At 71.4% G+C, this 16,746-nt stretch carries 18 protein-coding genes; 8 read left to right on the forward strand and 10 right to left on the reverse strand.

What is annotated here, in order from left to right; genetic code table 11:
• The first annotated feature begins 4 nt into the window (after positions 1-4).
• The 3 genes from QRX50_RS47430 to QRX50_RS47440 are packed head-to-tail and all read left to right on the forward strand — an operon-like array spanning position 5 to position 4,188.
• Positions 5-2,080, forward strand: coding sequence for an alpha-galactosidase (locus tag QRX50_RS47430; protein ID WP_285969587.1), 2,076 nt, complete (start codon positions 5-7; stop codon positions 2,078-2,080).
• Positions 2,081-2,110: 30 nt separating this feature from the next.
• The gene (locus QRX50_RS47435) at positions 2,111-3,067 is read left to right on the forward strand and encodes a 2-hydroxyacid dehydrogenase (RefSeq protein ID WP_285969588.1); all 957 of its coding nucleotides are present in this window, start codon (positions 2,111-2,113) and stop codon (positions 3,065-3,067) included.
• Positions 3,064-4,188 carry a glycerate kinase gene (locus QRX50_RS47440; RefSeq protein ID WP_285969589.1) on the forward strand — a complete coding sequence of 375 codons (1,125 nt, stop codon included), beginning with the start codon at positions 3,064-3,066 and terminating at the stop codon, positions 4,186-4,188. Before QRX50_RS47435 ends, QRX50_RS47440 begins: the two co-directional genes overlap by 4 nt.
• A gap of 196 nt (positions 4,189-4,384) precedes the next feature.
• Here QRX50_RS47440 and QRX50_RS47445 read toward each other — a convergent pair whose 3' ends face one another.
• Positions 4,385-4,681: a HesB/IscA family protein gene (locus QRX50_RS47445; protein ID WP_285969590.1), complete on the reverse strand. Its 297-nt coding sequence runs from the start codon at positions 4,679-4,681 to the stop codon at positions 4,385-4,387.
• A 302-nt stretch (positions 4,682-4,983) separates the two neighbouring features.
• Between QRX50_RS47445 and QRX50_RS47450 the strand changes: the two genes are divergently transcribed.
• From QRX50_RS47450 to shbA, 4 genes are all read left to right on the forward strand, one after another.
• On the forward strand, positions 4,984-5,472 hold the full coding sequence (locus QRX50_RS47450; protein ID WP_285969591.1) for a GtrA family protein: 489 nt from the start codon (positions 4,984-4,986) through the stop codon (positions 5,470-5,472).
• An 11-nt stretch (positions 5,473-5,483) separates the two neighbouring features.
• Positions 5,484-5,867, forward strand: a complete 384-nt coding sequence (locus QRX50_RS47455; protein ID WP_434533217.1) for a YidH family protein — start codon at positions 5,484-5,486, stop codon at positions 5,865-5,867.
• Positions 5,864-6,169 carry a DUF202 domain-containing protein gene (locus tag QRX50_RS47460; RefSeq protein ID WP_285969592.1) on the forward strand — a complete coding sequence of 102 codons (306 nt, stop codon included), beginning with the start codon at positions 5,864-5,866 and terminating at the stop codon, positions 6,167-6,169. Before QRX50_RS47455 ends, QRX50_RS47460 begins: the two co-directional genes overlap by 4 nt.
• 253 nt (positions 6,170-6,422) lie before the next feature.
• Positions 6,423-7,094, forward strand: a complete 672-nt coding sequence (gene shbA, locus QRX50_RS47465; RefSeq protein ID WP_285969593.1) for an RNA polymerase sigma factor ShbA — start codon at positions 6,423-6,425, stop codon at positions 7,092-7,094.
• 7 nt (positions 7,095-7,101) lie between these two features.
• On the opposite strand, the gene QRX50_RS47470 is transcribed toward shbA, so the two are convergent.
• From QRX50_RS47470 to QRX50_RS47480, 3 genes are read right to left on the reverse strand one after another with little or no spacing between them, the layout of a single operon-like run.
• A complete protein-coding gene (locus tag QRX50_RS47470; RefSeq protein ID WP_285969594.1) occupies positions 7,102-7,932 on the reverse strand; it encodes an amidohydrolase family protein in 831 nt (276 codons plus the stop codon).
• Positions 7,929-8,909, reverse strand: a complete 981-nt coding sequence (locus QRX50_RS47475; protein ID WP_285969595.1) for an aldo/keto reductase — start codon at positions 8,907-8,909, stop codon at positions 7,929-7,931. Before QRX50_RS47475 ends, QRX50_RS47470 begins: the two co-directional genes overlap by 4 nt.
• Positions 8,906-9,244, reverse strand: coding sequence for an L-rhamnose mutarotase (locus QRX50_RS47480; RefSeq protein ID WP_285969596.1), 339 nt, complete (start codon positions 9,242-9,244; stop codon positions 8,906-8,908). The genes QRX50_RS47475 and QRX50_RS47480 overlap by 4 nt, the downstream gene beginning before the upstream one ends.
• An 80-nt stretch (positions 9,245-9,324) precedes the next feature.
• Here QRX50_RS47480 and QRX50_RS47485 point away from each other — a divergent pair, with 80 nt between their 5' ends.
• A complete protein-coding gene (locus QRX50_RS47485) occupies positions 9,325-10,059 on the forward strand; it encodes a FadR/GntR family transcriptional regulator (protein WP_285969597.1) in 735 nt (244 codons plus the stop codon).
• Between the two features lie 104 nt (positions 10,060-10,163).
• Here QRX50_RS47485 and QRX50_RS47490 read toward each other — a convergent pair whose 3' ends face one another.
• The 6 genes from QRX50_RS47490 to QRX50_RS47515 are packed head-to-tail and all read right to left on the reverse strand — an operon-like array spanning position 10,164 to position 16,689.
• Positions 10,164-11,180 (reverse strand): ABC transporter permease, encoded by a 1,017-nt coding sequence (locus tag QRX50_RS47490; protein ID WP_285969598.1) that lies wholly within the window; start codon positions 11,178-11,180, stop codon positions 10,164-10,166.
• The gene (locus QRX50_RS47495; RefSeq protein WP_285969599.1) at positions 11,173-12,696 is read right to left on the reverse strand and encodes a sugar ABC transporter ATP-binding protein; all 1,524 of its coding nucleotides are present in this window, start codon (positions 12,694-12,696) and stop codon (positions 11,173-11,175) included. The genes QRX50_RS47490 and QRX50_RS47495 overlap by 8 nt, the downstream gene beginning before the upstream one ends.
• Positions 12,693-13,739 (reverse strand): sugar ABC transporter substrate-binding protein, encoded by a 1,047-nt coding sequence (locus QRX50_RS47500; RefSeq protein WP_434533218.1) that lies wholly within the window; start codon positions 13,737-13,739, stop codon positions 12,693-12,695. The genes QRX50_RS47495 and QRX50_RS47500 overlap by 4 nt, the downstream gene beginning before the upstream one ends.
• Before the next feature lie 31 nt (positions 13,740-13,770).
• Entirely contained in the window at positions 13,771-14,529 is a 759-nt protein-coding gene (locus QRX50_RS47505; RefSeq protein ID WP_285969600.1) for an SDR family NAD(P)-dependent oxidoreductase, read from the reverse strand.
• Positions 14,526-15,827: an enolase C-terminal domain-like protein gene (locus QRX50_RS47510; RefSeq protein ID WP_285969601.1), complete on the reverse strand. Its 1,302-nt coding sequence runs from the start codon at positions 15,825-15,827 to the stop codon at positions 14,526-14,528. Before QRX50_RS47510 ends, QRX50_RS47505 begins: the two co-directional genes overlap by 4 nt.
• A gap of 1 nt (position 15,828) precedes the next feature.
• Positions 15,829-16,689 (reverse strand): fumarylacetoacetate hydrolase family protein, encoded by an 861-nt coding sequence (locus tag QRX50_RS47515; protein WP_285969602.1) that lies wholly within the window; start codon positions 16,687-16,689, stop codon positions 15,829-15,831.
• Between the last annotated feature and the right edge of the window lie 57 nt (positions 16,690-16,746).

Genomic DNA, 16,746 nt, shown 5'->3' on the forward strand with positions numbered 1-16,746 from the left:
ACCCATGTCCGTGGAATTCGACGTCGATCACCGGCTGTGGCTACTCCGGACCCGGGAGTCGGCGTACGCGCTGCGGCTTGACGAAGCCGGCCAGCCGCGGCACGTGCACTGGGGCCCGCCGCTCACGCTGGAGCAGGCGACGCAGATCGCGCGCCGGCGCAACCCCGTGGACTCGAGCTTCGACGAACCCGGCGACGACCGGGCGGAGCTGGCGACCGAAGGTGGCGCGTTCTTCGGCGTCGCCGGGCTGTCGGCGCGCTTCGCGGACGAGACGCAGGCGCTCGAGTGGGAATTCAGCGGCCACGACGCTTCGGCCGACACGCTGGTGGTCCGGCTGCGCGACCGGCACTACCCGCTGGAAGCCGAGCTGAACTACCGCGTGCGCGGCGAAGTCGTCGAGCGCCGCGCAGTCCTGCGCAACACCGGAACCGAGCCGATCTGCTTGCTGCGCACGGATTCCGCGGCCTGGACGCTCCCCCGTCGCGACGCGTACCGGGTCTCCCACACGACGGGAGCGTGGAGCGCGGAAGCCGGGCTGCTACGGGAAAACCTGCCTGTCGGCGAGACGACACTGACAAGCCGGCGTGGGGTTTCCAGCCACCAGGCCCAGCCCTGGGTGATGCTCGACGACGGCACCGCCACCGAAACGCGCGGAGAGGTCTGGAGCACGGCGCTGGCGTGGAGCGGCAGCTGGCGGATCACCGTCGAGCGCTCGCACACCGGGCGCGTGACGTGGACCGGCGGGTTCGGCCACGATGGCGTGCAGTGGTCCCTGAACCCGGGCGAGACCTGGGAAACGCCCGTGTTCGCCGGGTTGTACGCGGCCGACGGCTTCGGCGGGGCGAGCCGGCGGTGGCACGCGTACGTGCGCACTTTTGTCCAGCCCCACCCCGAAGAGCTGCGCCCGGTCGTCTACAACTCGTGGGAGGCCACGGGCTGGGACGTCGACGAGCCCGGCCAGCTCAAGCTCGCCGCCATCGCCGCCGAGGTGGGCGCGGAGCTGTTCGTGGTCGACGACGGCTGGTTCGGCGCGCGCACCGGCGACGCCGCGGGCCTCGGCGACTGGACCGTGAACCGCGACCGCTTCCCCGAGGGCCTCGGCCCGCTCGTGGCCGAGGTGCACCGCCTCGGCATGGGCTTCGGGCTGTGGGTCGAGCCGGAGATGGTCAACCCCGACAGCGACCTCTACCGCGCGCACCCGGACTGGGTGCTGCACATGCCGCACCGCGCACGGACCACGCTGCGCAACCAGCTCGTGCTCGACTTCGGCCGGCCGGAGGTCGCCGACTGGGCGTACCAGTGGCTGCACCGGCTCGTCGCCGAGCACGGCATCGACTACCTCAAGTGGGACATGAACCGCGCGTTCACGGAAGCGGGTCCCGGTCGCGTCTGGGTCGACCACGTTTGCGCGGTCTACGGCGTGCTCGACCGGCTGCGCGCCGACCACCCGGCGCTGCGGATCCAGGCCTGCGCGGGCGGCGGCGGGCGCACGGACCTGGGGATCCTCGCGCGCACCGACGAGATCTGGGCTTCGGACAACACCGACGCGGCCGATCGCGTCAAGATCCAGCACGGCTTCTCCCAGGTCCTGCCCGCGGGCGCGATGGCCGCGTGGGTCACCGACAGCCCCAACCCCCTGACCGGCCGCGAGGCGCCGCTCGAGTTCCGCTTCCACGTCGCGATGGCCGGAGTGCTCGGCCTCGGCGGCGATCTCACGAAGTGGACCGGCGACGAACTGCGGCGCACGGCGGAGCTCGTGGCTCTGTACAAGCAGATCAGGCCCGTCGTGCAGCACGGCGCGGCCTACCGGCTGGCCGATCCCGCCGTCTCCCCGCTCACCGCCGTGCAGTTCGTGCTCGGCGACGACGTCGTGGTGCTGTTCGCGCGGCGCCCGCACGACCACGGCCGGCCGATCGTCACCCCTGTGTTGCAGGGGCTCGACCCGGCCGCGCGGTACCACGATGCGGAAACCGGCTGCGTGCACCACGGTGCGGTGCTGCTGACGCACGGCCTGCCGCTGGAGTTCGCGGGCACGGGACCCGCGAGCAGGCTCGTCCGGCTGCGTCGCGAACCTCGCTAGCGGGGCGGTTCGCCCACTAGGCTGCCGGTCATGCCCGCTCGCCCGACCATCGCCGTGACCCGCTGGATCCCCGACGAGGCGGTGAAAGTGCTCGCCGAAGCGGGCGAGGTGCGGCTATCGGACCTCGACCGTCCGCTGACGCCGGAAGAGCTGCGCTCGTTCGTGGCCGGGGCGTCGGCGATCGTCTCGATGCTGCACGATCGGATCGACGCTTCGGTGGTGGAAGCCGCGGGGCCGCAGCTGGCGGTCGTGGCGAACGTGGCCGTCGGCTACGACAACGTCGATGTACCGGCGCTGGCCGCGCGCGAGGTGACCGTGACCAACACCCCCGGCGTGCTCACCGACGCGACGGCCGACTTGGCGTTCGGGCTGCTGCTGGCCGTGACGCGCCGGCTCGGCGAGGGCGAGCGGCTGCTGCGCGCGCGGCAGCCGTGGTCGTTCCACCTGGGGTTCCTGCTCGGTTCGGGGTTGCAGGGCAAGACGCTCGGTATCGTCGGGCTGGGGCAGATCGGTCGCGCGATGGCCACGCGCGCCGCGGCGTTCGGGCTGCGGACCGTCTACTCGGGACGGTCCGAGAAACCGGACTTCGACGGCGAGTTCGTGCCGTTCGACGAGCTGCTGCGCCGTTCGGACTTCGTCTCGCTGCACTGCCCGCTCACGCCGGAAACCCGCCACCTGATCGACGCGGCGGCGCTGCGAGCCATGAAACGGACCGCTTACCTCGTGAACACCACCCGCGGCCCGGTCGTCGACGAGGCGGCGCTGGCCGACGCGCTGGCGGCCGGCGAGATCGCGGGCGCCGCGCTGGACGTGTTCGAACGCGAGCCCGAGGTCGAGCCGCGGCTGCTGGAGCGTGACGACGTCGTGGTCATGCCGCACCTGGGCTCGGCGACCGTGGAGACGCGCACCGCGATGGCCGTGCTGGCCGCCCGAAACGTGACCTCGGTACTCGCCGGAGAAGCACCGCTGACGGAGGTAACCCCTTGACTCGTGTCGTCATCGCCCCGGACAAGTTCAAGGGCAGCCTCACCGCGGTCGCCGCGGCCGAGGCGATCGCCCTCGGAGTGCGCGACGCGCTGCCCGACGCCGACATCGCCGCCTGCCCCGTCGCCGACGGTGGCGAAGGCACCCTCGAAGTGCTGGAGAACGCGGGCGGCGAGCTCGTGCGGCTCTCGGTGCGCGGGCCGCTGGAGGACCACGTCGACGCGCGATACGTGGTGCTCGACGGCACGGCCTACATCGAGTCGGCGCGCGCGTGCGGCATCGAGTTCGTGGACCCGACGCCGGAGACCGCGCTGACCGCGCACACGTGGGGCGTCGGCGAACTGCTCGGCGACGCGCTGTCGCGCGGTGCTTCCCGGCTCGTGCTGACGGTCGGCGGCACCGCGAGCACCGACGGCGGCGCCGGCATGCTCGCCGCGCTGGGCGCCGGGGTCTTCGACGCGTTCGACGCCCCCATCGGCCTCGGCGGCGGCACGCTCTCGCGCGTCGCGAAGGTCGAGCTGGGCCCGGCACGCGAACGGCTGGGCTCGGTTCCGGTCACCGTCGCGACGGACGTGACCAACCCGCTCGTCGGGCCGAATGGCGCCGCGGCGGTCTTCGGCCCCCAGAAGGGCGCGCGGCAGCACGAGGTGACGGAACTGGACGCGGCGCTGGGCCACTGGGCTCAGGCACTGGTCAACGCGGGCGCCCCGGACATTTCGGCGATCCCCGGCGCGGGTGCCGGCGGCGGAGTCGCGGGCGGCGCCATCGCGGGTCTCGGTGCGACGGTCGCGTCGGGCTTCGACCTCATCGCCGGCCTCACCGGCGTGGACACGGCTCTGGTCGGCGCCGACCTCGTGATCACCGGCGAGGGATCACTGGACTCTCAAAGCCTGTCCGGCAAGGCCCCGGCCGGCATCGCCGCCCGGGCCGGCCGCGCGGGCGTGCCGCTGATGATCCTGGCCGGGCGCATCCAGCTCGACGCCGGCGACCTCGCCAGCCTGGGCGTGGTCGGCAGCAGCGCCCTCATCGACCACGCGCCATCACTCGACCACGCACGCACCCACGCGGCCGAACTACTCCGCGCCCGCGCCGGCCACCTCGTACGCACCTGGGCCGCCCGCTGACAGGATCGGGTCCGTAAACGACCACGCTCACCGGACCGGATCCGGACCCGACCACAACGCGAGATCGCGCCGGTTTCCGGATTGTGCGGTGCGATCGGCCCCCGGCCGATCCGACCGCACAATCCGGAAACCGGCTTCGCGGCGATCTCGCACGCCCCGGCGGAGCCGGGGCCAAAAACACAGCAGCGAGATTCAATCAACTCTGTTGCGGCAGCACCGCAAAGGCCACGTCGCCGGTTTCGTCCTGCTGGACGTCGAGAACCTTGTCGTCCAGGAGAGCGGCGGCCTGGGGTTCGAGGAAGACCTTCGCGCCGGCGTCGGTGCCCACGACGCGGTCGCCGTCCTGGGGAGAGGGGGCGACGGAAAGCGCGAGCTGAGCGCCCTCGCCCTCCTGCACGCTCTGGAGGGCGAACCGCAGCCCGCTCTCCTCGGCGCCCTGTTGAGCCGTCAGCGCGGAGATCGCTTCGGCAGCGGCTTCGGTCACGGTCAGCATCTTCGGCCTTCCCTTCGTCGCGGTCGGATGCGATGGGTTTTCACGCTAGGGGCGCCCGTTCGGCAGCGCAGCGTGAGCGGCGCACTCGCCGAGCAGCCGTGGGACCGGTCACAAAGACGTTTGAAAACCGGGCGTTCTGCCCAGTCGCGGGCGCGGGTGCGCGCGGACACTCAAAAAAAACGGAATAGCCGGGGAGCCGCGCGGGCTGAACTACGTGAGCGGAGCGCCTGTCAGCGGGATCACAAGTGTTCAATGGCTTCATCAGGTTCACAAGTTTGTGAAGCAGAGGTAGCGTCACGATCATGACCACCACCAGGTGGACGCCCCGGCCGCCGCTTTTCCACCGGGACCCGCAGCGTCACCACGAGGACCACGAGCTCGGCGGACACGCTGCCTGGTACCTCGTCGCCGGCGGCGTCACCACGGGCCTGCAGGCCGTGCTCTTCCTGGTTCTGCGCCCCGAGTTCGGCTCGCAGTGGGCGAACCTGGTGGCCATCGCGCTCACGACGGTCGGCAACACCGAGTTCCACCGCCGCGTCACCTTCGCCGGGCGCGCGAGCAAGGCCGGCCAGCGCCACCTGCAGGACTTCCTCACCTTCGTCTTCTACGCCGGCTACGGCTCGATCGTCTTGGCCACCCTCGACGCCGTGGTCAGCCACCCGACGGCGTGGGAGGAAACGGCGAGCCTGCTGGCGGCCAGCTTCGTCGGCGGGGTCGTGCGGTTCGCCGTGCTGCGGTGGTGGGTCTTCGCCCACGCCGAGCCCGAAGCGCCCGCCGCGGACCAGGACTAACGTCCGGGTTCGTGTCGGAAGAGAAGCTCGACCCGCCCCACGACGAACCTCCCAGCATCGGCCCTCACAGCGGCGGCACCGAACCGGACTACCGGTTCACCCTCGCCAACGAGCGGACGTTCCTCGCCTGGCTGCGCACCGCGCTGGGCCTGCTCGCCGGCGGCGTCGCGGTCCACCAGCTGGTGCCCAGGCCCGTCGCGATGAGCTCCGTGCTCGCCGGGCTGTGCGTGGTGCTCGCGGCGATCCTCGCGGCCGGCGCCTACCCGCGCTGGCGGCACGTGCAGATCGCCATGCGCGCCGGGCAGCCGCTGGCCCGCAGTTCGATGATCCTGGTGCTCACCGCGGGCGTGTTCCTGCTGATGGCGGCCGCCGTGGTGCTGGTGATCACGTCGTGAGCCGGCCCTTCGCGAACGGCGCCCAGCCCGAACGCACCGGCCTCGCGTGGCGCCGGACCGCGCTGTCGGCCGCCGCGTGCGCGGTGCTGCTGCTGGGTGCCTCGGTGCGCAACGAAGGCACGTGGGACATCATTCCGGCGGTGTTCGCGGCCCTCACCGCGCTGGCGCTCGCGGGGATCGGCCGACACCGGGAGCGATCACTGCGCACCGACCCCGAGCCGCCCGCACTGAAACCCGTTCTACCCGCGGTGGTGGCCACCCTCTGTTGCGCTACGGCGGTGTCACTCTTGGTCACGTACTGAGTGGACAGTCCGCACATCCTGCGAGCAGCGAATCGTACTGTGCGTTGACTGGTCTCGTTTTTATCAAGACCACTGCTGCTAACGGGGTATTCGTAGTTGAAATCTGGACTGTCGGCCCGCGAGCCGCATAAGGTTACGGAGCGTCGCAACGGGAGCGGCAACTACCCGATCATCCGAAGTAGCTGCGACCGCAACATCACAGAGTGTTGACCCCAAGACCAGCGACGGTCGCAGGGTCGCCGGGGAGACGACCATGACAGCACCGTCGAAGACGTCCCATACCGAAGCAGCCGCCGACGAAGGCGACGTCCCAGGCTACGTCACGCCCGAGACACTGCCGAGGCCTGCGGGACGGCTGACGAAGGAAGACCTCGACCCGCTCGTGGTCGCCGCGGGCCGGGGAGACCAGCGCGCGATCACCGAGCTGCTCCACGTGCTGCGACCGGTGGTGGCCCGCTACTGCCGGGCGCGCATGGGCGGGCGCGACCTGTCCTACCTCTCGGCCGACGACGTGGCCCAGGACGTGAGCATGGCCGTCCTCAAGGCCCTGCCCGACTACCAGGACCGCGGCGGCTCGTTCCTCTACCTCGTGCACGCCATCGCGGCCAACAAGGTCGCCGACGCCTACCGCGCCGTCGCGCGGGACCGGTCCGAGCCGGTGCCGGAGCTGCCGGAGCGGCCGCTGTCTGGGGGCGGCAACGAGCCCGAGTCGTATGCGCTGCGGCTCGACCTCGGCTCCCGCCTGCAGGAGATGCTCACCCGCCTCGCGCCGCTGCAGCAGGAGATCCTGACCCTGCGCATCATCGTCGGCCTCAGCGCCAACGAGACCGCCGAAACACTCGGCATCTCCGCCGGCAACGTCCGCGTCACCCAGCACCGCGCCCTGACCAAGCTGCGCGACATGGTCCAGGGCCAAGACTTCTGAGCAAAATCTAGCCGAGCCCATACACGCGCTTGGCCGTGTACTCGAAGACGTCGAGCCGTTCCGGGTCCGTCAGCGGACCCGTGAGCGACACGGCCGCGTCGAGCACCACCTCGTAGGCCGCCGCCAGCTCGCACACCGGCCAGTCGCTGCCGAACAGCACGCGGTCGGCACCGAACGACGTGAAGACGTGGTCGGCGTAGCGGCGCAGGTGCCCGATCTGCCACTGCTGCCAGTCGGCCTCCGTGACGAGCCCGGAGAGCTTGCACGCCACGTTGTCCCGCGCGCCGAGCGACGCGATCCCGTCGGCCCACGGCTGCCACTCTCCCGCCGCGATCGCCGGCTTCGCCGCGTGATCGAGCACGAGCCGCAGCTCCGGCAGCTGCTCGGCCACCTTCCGCGCCGCCGCGACCTGCGTCGGCGCCACCAGCAGGTCGTACACGAGCCCCGCCGCGCCGACGGCCGCCAAGCCGCGCAGCACGTCCGGGCGCAGCAGCCACTCGGGGTCCGGCTCGTTCTCCACCTGGTGGCGGATGCCGACGAGCGGGCCGAGCTCCTTCAGCCGCGCCAGCCGGTCGGCGACATCGGGCGCCGTCAGGTCCACCCAGCCCACCACACCGGCGATCACGGGTTCGGCCGCCGCCGTGGCCAGGAACTCCTCCGTCTCGCCCTGATCGGAGAGCGTCTGCACCAGCACGGTGGCGTGCACGCCGGCCGCGTGCGTCACCGCGCGCAGATCGTCCACTGTGTACGGACGGCGGATCGGGTCCAGCGCCGCGCCGGCGAGCCACGGGTAGTCGCGGCGGGTCGGGTCCCACAGGTGGTGGTGGGCGTCGATCACTGCGGTCCTCCAGACGTCACGGGCCGGCCGACGGCGTCCGCGCGCAGCAGGCCGGCGTCGACGAGGTCGGTCCACAGTACGGCGGGCACGACCTTGGCCGCGCGGCGCGCGTTCACCGCCACCTGCCCGGCGTCGTGCGCCCCGATGACCACCGACACCACGGCCGGGTGTGAAGCCGGCAGGGCGAGCGCGGCCTCCGGAAGTTCGACGCCGTGGCGGGCGCAGATCTCCGCGATCCGCCGTGCCTTCTCCACGAGCTCCGCCGGTGCGGCCGCGTAGTCGTAGATCGCGCCCGGTTCCACGGTGGCGAGGATGCCCGCGTTGAACACGCCGCCCGCGACCACGCCGACGCCGCGGTCGAGGCACAGCGGCAGCAGGTCGTCGAGCGCCGGCTGGTTGAGCAGCGTGTAGCGCCCGGCCATGAGCACGTGTTCGAGGTCGAAGCGGCGGACGAACTCGGTGAGCATCGGCGTCTGGTTCATCCCGGCGCCGACCGCGCCGACCACGCCCTGCTCGCGCAGCTCCAGCAACGCCGGGAAGGCACCGTTCACGGCTTCGGCGAAGTGGTCGTCCGGGTCGTGCACGTACACGATGTCCACGCGGTCGAGGCCGAGCCGGGTCAGGCTGTCCTCGAGCGACCGCAGCACGCCGTCGCGGCTGAAGTCCCAGCGGCGCCGGTAGGTGGCCGGCACGTCGAAGCCCTGGTCGTCGCGCTCGCCCGGCGCCGCGGCGTGGGGTTCGAGCACGCGCCCGACCTTGGTGGACAGCACGTACTCCTCGCGCGGGTACGCGGCGAGTGCCGCGCCGAGCCGCCGTTCGGAGAGCCCGAGCCCGTAGTGCGGGGCGGTGTCGAAGTAGCGGATGCCCTCGTCCCACGCGCGCCGCACGGTCGCGGTCGCCGTGTCGTCGTCGATCGCCTGGTAGAGGTTGCCGAGCTGCGCGCCACCGAGCCCGAGCGGGGAGAGCTTCACGTTCACTCCTTCACCGGAAGTTCCCAGACGAGCCCGAGGGCCGTCGAAGTATCGGACCGGCTGTCGTCCGTGTCGAGCAGCCGGTTGATGCGGAGCTGCCACTCGATGTCGGCGGGATCGTCGGCGAGCGCGGCCTTCATGGCGTCGAAGTCGTCGACCTCCACGAAGTGGAACAGGTCGAGCCCGCTGCGCCAGATCCGCCACGTGCGCACGCCGGCGCGGCGCAGCGCGGTGTCGAGCTCGGGAGGGATCACGGCGTGCACGGACTCGTACGTGGCCTCTTGACCCGGTTTGAGCCGCGTGCGCAAAGCGACACTTTGAGGTGCCTGGCCGTGGGTCATGTCTCCTCCTGACGGTTTACGTGGCACTCTGTGCTCAGAACACCGAAACATCCGAGGTCTCTTGAGGGAGGGCGGTCTCGATGCCCGTCACCGATGTCGCGATCGACAAGATCAAGGACATGATCATCTCGGGGGAGCTCGCGCCGGGCGACCGGCTGCCCAAGGAAGCCGAGCTCGCCCAGCGGCTGGGGCTTTCGCGCAGCTCCCTGCGCGAGGCCGTGAAAGCGTTGTGCCTGATCAGGGTGCTCGACGTGCGCCAGGGCGACGGCACGTACGTGACCAGCCTCGAGCCGAACCTGCTGCTCGACGCCATGACGTTCGTAGTCGACTTCCACCGCGACGACACCGTGCTCGACTTCCTGGCCGTGCGCCGGATCCTCGAGCCGGCCGCGACGGCGCTGGCCGCGCTGCACATGAGCGAGGACGACATCACCGAGCTCGGCGCGCTGCTCGACGAGCTGGCCGACGCGCCGACGGTGGAGGCGCTCGTGGCCAACGACCTGCAGTTCCACCGCAAGATCGCCGACGGCTCGGGCAACCCCGTGCTGTGCTCGCTGCTCGACAGCCTGTCCGGGCCCACGGCGCGGGCGCGGATCTGGCGCGGCCTCACGCAGGAAGGCGCGGTCGCGCGCACGCGTGAGCAGCACAGCGCCATCTACGACGCCATCGCCGCCCGCGAGCCGGAGCTGGCCCGGTCGTGGGCGACCGTGCACGTCGCGGGCGTCGAGCAGTGGCTGCGCAGCACGCTCACGCAGACCGACACCGGTGCCGCCGACAGCCCGGCCGACGAGAGCCCCGAAGCCGCCGCCTCCTGAGCGGCGCCGAAGCTCCGTGAAGGGCCCCGCGCGGGACTCCGAATCCCGGAAGGGGCCCGTCACGGAACGGCGAGAAGGTCGGATGATCACGGCCCAGGCGCCGATCAGGTCTGCGGCTTTCCGCCGGCGTAGCGGCTGATGATCAGGGCGATCAGGATGATCCCGCCGTAGATCGCCTTCAGCCATTCCGCCGGCACCTGCGCGATGCGCAGCAGGCTGTCCACCGACTGCAGGAGCAGCACCCCGGTCAGCGCGCCGACCAGAGTGCCCTTGCCGCCGTCGAGCGACACACCGCCGATCACCGCCGCGGCGAAGACCTGCAGGATCAGGCCGTCACCCTGGTCGGCGCCGAGCGCGCCGACGTAACCGGTGTAGGCCAGGCCGCCGATCGCGGCCAGCACGCCGGCCACGATGAACACCGCCCACGAGATCCGGTCCACCCGGATGCCCGCCGCGCGCGCCGCCTCGCGGTTGCCGCCGATCGCGTAGAGCGAGCGGCCGACGCGGTGGTAGCGCAGGCCGAGCCCGAAGAGCAGGAACAGCACCGCGGCCAGCCACACCGACATCGGCAGCCCGGCGAACGTCGTGGTCGCCAGCGCCGTGAACGCGTCGAGCTGGTCGAACAGTGTCTTGCCGTTGGTGGAGCCGATCTGCGTGCCGCGCAGCACCGTGAGCATCGCCAGCGTGACGATGAACGCGTTGAGCTTGAGCTTCACGATCAGGAAGCCGTTCACGAACCCGATCAGCGCGCCCACCACAGGGATCGCGAGCAGGCCCAGCGCCGCCGGCCACCCCGTGCCGAAGCCCGAGGACGTCGCCGGGATCACCAGCATGGCGCCGATCGCGGGCGCGATGCCCATGGTCGATTCCAGCGACAGGTCGAACTTGCCGGTCAGCAGCACCAGCGACTCGCCCAGCACCACCAGCGACAGCGCCGCGGCGGCCGAGAGGATGCTGATCACGTTGTCGAACGTGAAGAACGAGTCGCTGATCAGCCCGCCGATCACGAACACGACCACGAGTGCCGGCAGCAGCGCCAGCTCCCGCAGCCACAGCGACTTCCGCCGTTTCGGGGGCGCCGCGGGCAGCGCCGTCTGCGGATCGCTCATCAGCTCAGTCATGGAGCCCGACTCCTTCGATGTCGGCCACGAGGTCTCCGTCGGACCAGCCGGCCTGGTGTTCGGCGACGACGGCACCGGCGCGCAGCACCAGCACCCGGTCGGCCAGGCGCAGGTCGTCGAGCTCGTCGCTCACGATCAGCACCGCCTTGCCTTCGGCCCGCACCCGGTCGACGACCGCGAGCAGGGCTTCCTTCGACTTCACGTCCACGCCCGCGGTGGGGTTGATCAGCACGACCACCCGCGGGTCGCTCTCCAGCGCCCGGGCCAGCACGACCTTCTGCTGGTTGCCGCCCGACAGGTCGGCCACCGGCTGTTCCGGCCCGGCCGCGACGATGTCGTACGCGGCCAGCGCGCGGGCCCCGCGGTCGTGCCGCGCACTGGGCGACGCGAACCCGGCCGGGCCCATGCGGTCGAGCACGGACAGCGTGGCGTTGTCCATGATCGAGTGCTCCAGCACGAGACCCTCGTGGTGGCGGTCGCGTGGCACACAGCCGATCCCGGCGTGCACCGCGGCCGGGATGTCGCCCGGGGGCAACGGTTTTCCGTCCACGGACACGGTTCCCGCCGAGGGCGAGCGCAACCCGTACACGGTCTCGGCCACCTGGTGCTTGCCGCTCGCGTTGCTGCCGGCCAGCCCCACGACCTCACCGCGGTGCACCCGCAGCGACACGTCGTGGAAGCCGTCGCCGGACAGCGCGTCGACGGTGAGGACCTCGGCGGCGTCGACCGCCAGCGGATCGCGGCTCGCCGCGTCGCGCACGGACAGCCCGCCCTGCTCGCCGGTCATGGCGTCGACCAGCTGCGGCCGGCTGACGTCGGCGACCGGCGCGGTGAGCACGTGCTTCGCGTCGCGCAACACCGTGACGGCCTGGCACACCTCGTACACCTCGTGCAGGTGGTGGGAGATGAACAGGAACGTCACGCCGCTGCGCTGCATCTGGCGCATGCGCTCGAACAGCCGCTCGATGGCCTGGCTGTCGAGCTGCGCCGTGGGCTCGTCGAGCACGATGAACCGCGCGCCGTAGCTCAGCGCGCGGGCGATCTCCACGAACTGGCGGTCCTCCACCGAAAGCTCACCCGCGGGCGTGTCCACGTCCACGGCCACGTCCCACGAATCGAGCAGCTCGCGGGCCTGCCGGCGCAGCTTGCGCCAGCCGATGGCGAAGCCTCCGCGCGCCTGCCGGTTGAGGAACAGGTTCTCGGCCACCGTCAGCTGGGGCACCACCATGGCGTGCTGGTACACGCACGCCACGTGCGCCTTCCAGTCGTCCTGTTTGGACAGCGGCGGCGCGGGCACCCCGCCGAACTCGACGCTGCCGGTGTCCGGAAGCGACAGTCCGGTGAGGATCGACACGAGCGTGGACTTGCCCGCCCCGTTGCGGCCGACCAGTGCGTGCGACTCGCCGGCGTGCACGGTGAGGCTCACGTCGTGCAGGGCCACGGTGGGCCCGTAGCGCTTGCCGACGCCGTGGGCACTCACCACCGGCGCGGCCGTCTCGGGGGCGGGCGCGCTCACAGGTTGTTACCCCACAACGCCTTGTCGTCCACGTTGTCCTTCGTCACGACCGGGGCCGGCAGCTGGTCTTCGAGGATGCCGGGGCTGATCTCGACGATCGTGGAACCGTGGTCGGTCGGGCCGGGCTGGAACTTCTCCCCCGCCATGGCCTTCTTGAGCCAGTACATGCCGTACTTGGCGTAGGCGTCGGCCGGCTGCGACACGGTGGCGTCGAGCTCGCCCGCGCGGATCGCCGCGAGCTCCTGCGGGATGCCGTCGTTGCTCACGAGCACCACGTGGCGCGCGTCGCTCGTGGGGAAGAACAGGTTCTTGCGCTTGAGCGCCTGCTCGGTCGGCGCGAGGTACGTACCGCCGGCCTGCATGTAGACGCCCTTGATGTCGGGGTTGGCGGTGAGCAGGCTGTCGAGGCCCGAGGACGCCTTGTCGGCCTTCCACTCCGCCGCGATCTCCAGCACCTTGATGTCCGGGTACTTCTGCTTCATGCAGTCGCGGAACGCGGCCGAGCGGTCACGGCCGTTCACGGAGGCGAGGTCACCCATCACCTGCACGACCTTGCCGCTCTTCACGCGCTTGCCGATCTCTTCGCACGCCTTGGTGCCGTACGCCTTGTTGTCGGCGCGCACGACCATGGCGACCTTGCCGCCCTCGGGCGCGACGTCGACCGCGACCACGGGCACGCCCTTGTTCTCGGCCTGCTTCAGCCCGGCCACGATCGCGGCGGAGTCGATCGGCGTCACCACGAGGCCCTTGACGCCCTGGTTGAGCAGGGTGCCGATGTCGGTGATGAGCTTCGCCGCGTCGTTGTCGGCGTTCACCGTCGGCAACGCGTCGAGGCCGGTCTCCTTGGCCATCTGCGGCACGTAGTTGTTGTAGGCCTGCCAGAACGGCGAGGTCAGCAGCGGCAGCGTGGCCCCGACCTTCCCGCCGGTGTCGCCACCGCCGCCCGCCGACGCCGCGGGTTTGTCCTTCGTGGACCCACACGCGGTCAGGACCAGACCACACGCGGCCGCCGCGGCGGCGAGCCGGATCACCTTCGTACGCACCGCATCCTCCTTGATGACATGCAAACGGGCACTAGTTCTGCACAGGTCCCCGCGGACGCAGGCCGTGCATGCCGCCGTCGACCGCGAGCGCGGTGCCGGTGGTCGACGCGGACAGCGGGCTGGCGAGGTAGGTGATGGCGCTCGCGACCTCGTCGGCGGTCACGAGCCGGCCCATCGGCTGGCGCGCGGCCAGTGCCGCGCGCTCGGCGGCCGGGTCGGCCGCCGCGTCGAGCAGGCGCCCGACCCACGGCGTGTCCGCGGTGCCGGGGCACACGCAGTTCACGCGGATCCGGTCGGGCAGGTGGTCGGTGGCCATCGCGAGCGTCAGCGACAGCACCGCACCCTTCGTCGCGGAGTAGAGCGCGCGCTGCGGCAGGCCGGCCCAAGCGGCGATGGAGCAGGTGTTGACCACGGCCGCCGAAGGCGAGGCCTTCAGGTGCGGCAGGGCGGCGCGCGTCACCCGGACCATGCCGACCACGTTCACGTCGTAGACGCGGTGCCACTCGTCGTCGCTGTTGTCCGAGACGTCGCCGGCCGCGCCGATGCCGGCGTTGTTGACCAGCACGTCGATCCGCCCGCAGCGCTCGACGACGGCGTCGATCGCCGCGGTGACCTCGGCGTCTGTCGTGACGTCGCACCGGAAGCCGGCCAGCGGCTCCGGCACGTCGTCGGTCTTGAGGTCGAGCACGGCCACCCGCGCGCCGCGTTCGGCGAGCAGCGTGGCCGTGGCCAGGCCGATCCCCGAAGCGCCGCCGGTGACCACGGCGACCAGGCCGTCGAACTCGCTCACTGGGCGTCCTCCGTCCACTCTGGACCGTCCGGGAAGCGGAAGCGGCGCAGGGTCGCGTCGTGCATCCGCGCGGAGAACCCGGCTGCGGTCGGGGCCAGGTACCGGCCGTCGCGCACGACGGCCGGGTCGGTGAAGTGCTCGTGCAGGTGGTCGACCCACTCGATGGTGCGGTCGGTGTCCTCCCCGGAGACGGCCACGAAGTCGAACATCGACAGGTGCCGCACCAGCTCGCACAGCCCGACGCCGCCGGCGTGCGGGCACACCGGAACGCCGAACTTGGCGGCCAGCAACAGGATCGCGAGGTTCTCGTTCACCCCGCCGACGCGCGCGGCGTCGAGCTGCAGCACGTCGATCGCGCCGGCCTGCAGCAGCTGCTTGAACACCACGCGGTTCTGCACGTGCTCGCCGGTCGCGACCTTGATCGGCGCCAGTGCCTTCGCGATGGCCGCGTGGCCCAGGATGTCGTCGGGCGAGGTCGGTTCTTCGATCCAGTACGGGTCGAACGGCGCGAGCTCCGTCATCCACGACACGGCCGTGGACACGTCCCAGCGCTGGTTGGCGTCCACGGCGACCCGGATGTCCGCGCCCACGGTCTCGCGCGCCAGCTTCATGCGGCGCACGTCGTCGGAGAGGTTGCCGCCGACCTTCAGCTTGATCATCTCGAAGCCGTCGGCCACGGCCTGCTCGGCCAAGCGCACCAGCTTCGCGTCGGAGTAGCCGAGCCAGCCCGGCGACGTGCTGTAGGCGCGATAACCCTCGGCTTCGAGCTTCGCGATCCGCTCCTCGCGCCCGGGCTCGGCGGCGCGCAGGATGTCGAGCGCCTCCTGCTCGGTCAACGCGTCGGACAGGTACCGGAAGTCCACGAGCGACACCAGCTCTTCCGGCGTCATGCGCGCCGCGAACTTCCACAGCGGCAGGTCGGCCCGGCGCGCGGCGAGGTCCCACGCGGCGTTCACGACCGCGCCGATCGCCATGTGCGCCACGCCCTTTTCCGGGCCCAGCCACCGGAACTGCGAGTCGCCGATCAGGTCGCGCGAGAGCTGGCCGAGTGCCTCGGCGTCCTCCGGCACGTCGCGGCCGACGACGTGCGGCGCGAGTGCGCGGATCGCGGCGGCCTGCACGTCGTTGCCGCGGCCGATGGTGAAGGCGAGCCCGTAGCCGTCGGGGCCGAGGTCGGTGTGGAGCTCGACGTAGGCGGCCGAGTAGTCGGGGTCGGGGTTCATGGCGTCCGAGCCGTCGAGCTCCCGCGAGGTCGGGAACCGGACGTCGAGCACCTCCATGCCCATGATCTTCGCCATGTCAGGCCTGCCTCAGCGTCTGGCGCTGGCGGCCGAGGCCGTCGATCTCCAGCTCGACGACGTCGCCCTCGCGCAGGTACGGCTTCGGTTCCGGCTGCCCGAGCGCGACCCCCTCGGGGGTGCCGGTGTTGATCAGGTCGCCGGGGCGCAGCACCATGAACTGGCTCAGGTAGTGGATGATCTCGGCGACGGTGAAGACCATGTCCTTCGTCGAGGAGTCCTGCACCTTTTTACCGTTCACCCACGTGCGCAGGCCGAGGTCCTGCGGGTCGGGCACCTCGTCGGCGGTCACGAACGCAGGGCCGAGCGGGTTGAACGTCTCGCAGTTCTTGCCCTTGTCCCACTGGCCGCCGCGGTGCAGCTGGAACTCGCGCTCGGAGACGTCGTTGGACACGACGTAGCCGGCGACGTACTGGAGGGCTTCCTCGACGCTGTCGAGGTAACGGGCCTGCTTGCCGATCACGACGCCGAGCTCGACCTCCCAGTCGGTGCTGGTCGAACGGCGCGGGATGAGCACGTCGTCGTCCGGGCCGACGATCACGTCGGGAGCCTTCATGAACAGCACGGGCTCCGACGGCACGGCGGCGCCGGTTTCCTCGGCGTGCCGGCGGTAGTTCATGCCGATACAGAGGACCTTGCCGGGCGAGGCCAGCGGCGGGCCGACACGCAGGCTCGCGGTTTCCGGGCCGGCGGCGGGCAGCTCGCCGGCTTCGAGCGCGGCGGCGACGCGGGCGAGGCCGTCGGCCGCGAGGAACGCGCCGTCGACGTCGGCCGTGAGGCCTGAGAGGTCGTACAGGGTGCCGTCACCGGCACGCACGAACGGTCGCTCTTCTCCCGCGGCTCCGAGACGCACAAGCTGCACGGACGTTCCCCTCTCACCACAGCCACATCCAGACATCCGATGTATAGCGCATGAGCC

The organism is Amycolatopsis sp. 2-15 (assembly GCF_030285625.1).
Taxonomy (GTDB): domain Bacteria; phylum Actinomycetota; class Actinomycetes; order Mycobacteriales; family Pseudonocardiaceae; genus Amycolatopsis; species Amycolatopsis carbonis.

Bases quoted from the DNA above. Each gene is read 5' to 3' on its own strand.
- QRX50_RS47430 (WP_285969587.1), top strand. From the start codon at position 5: ATGTCCGTGGAATTCGACGTCGATCACCGGCTGTGGCTACTCCGGACC.
- QRX50_RS47435 (WP_285969588.1), top strand. From the start codon at position 2,111: ATGCCCGCTCGCCCGACCATCGCCGTGACCCGCTGGATCCCCGACGAG.
- QRX50_RS47445 (WP_285969590.1), bottom strand. From the start codon at position 4,681: ATGCTGACCGTGACCGAAGCCGCTGCCGAAGCGATCTCCGCGCTGACG.
- QRX50_RS47450 (WP_285969591.1), top strand. From the start codon at position 4,984: ATGACCACCACCAGGTGGACGCCCCGGCCGCCGCTTTTCCACCGGGAC.
- shbA (WP_285969593.1), top strand. From the start codon at position 6,423: ATGACAGCACCGTCGAAGACGTCCCATACCGAAGCAGCCGCCGACGAA.
- QRX50_RS47480 (WP_285969596.1), bottom strand. From the start codon at position 9,244: ATGACCCACGGCCAGGCACCTCAAAGTGTCGCTTTGCGCACGCGGCTC.
- QRX50_RS47485 (WP_285969597.1), top strand. From the start codon at position 9,325: ATGCCCGTCACCGATGTCGCGATCGACAAGATCAAGGACATGATCATC.
- QRX50_RS47490 (WP_285969598.1), bottom strand. From the start codon at position 11,180: ATGACTGAGCTGATGAGCGATCCGCAGACGGCGCTGCCCGCGGCGCCC.
- QRX50_RS47510 (WP_285969601.1), bottom strand. From the start codon at position 15,827: ATGGCGAAGATCATGGGCATGGAGGTGCTCGACGTCCGGTTCCCGACC.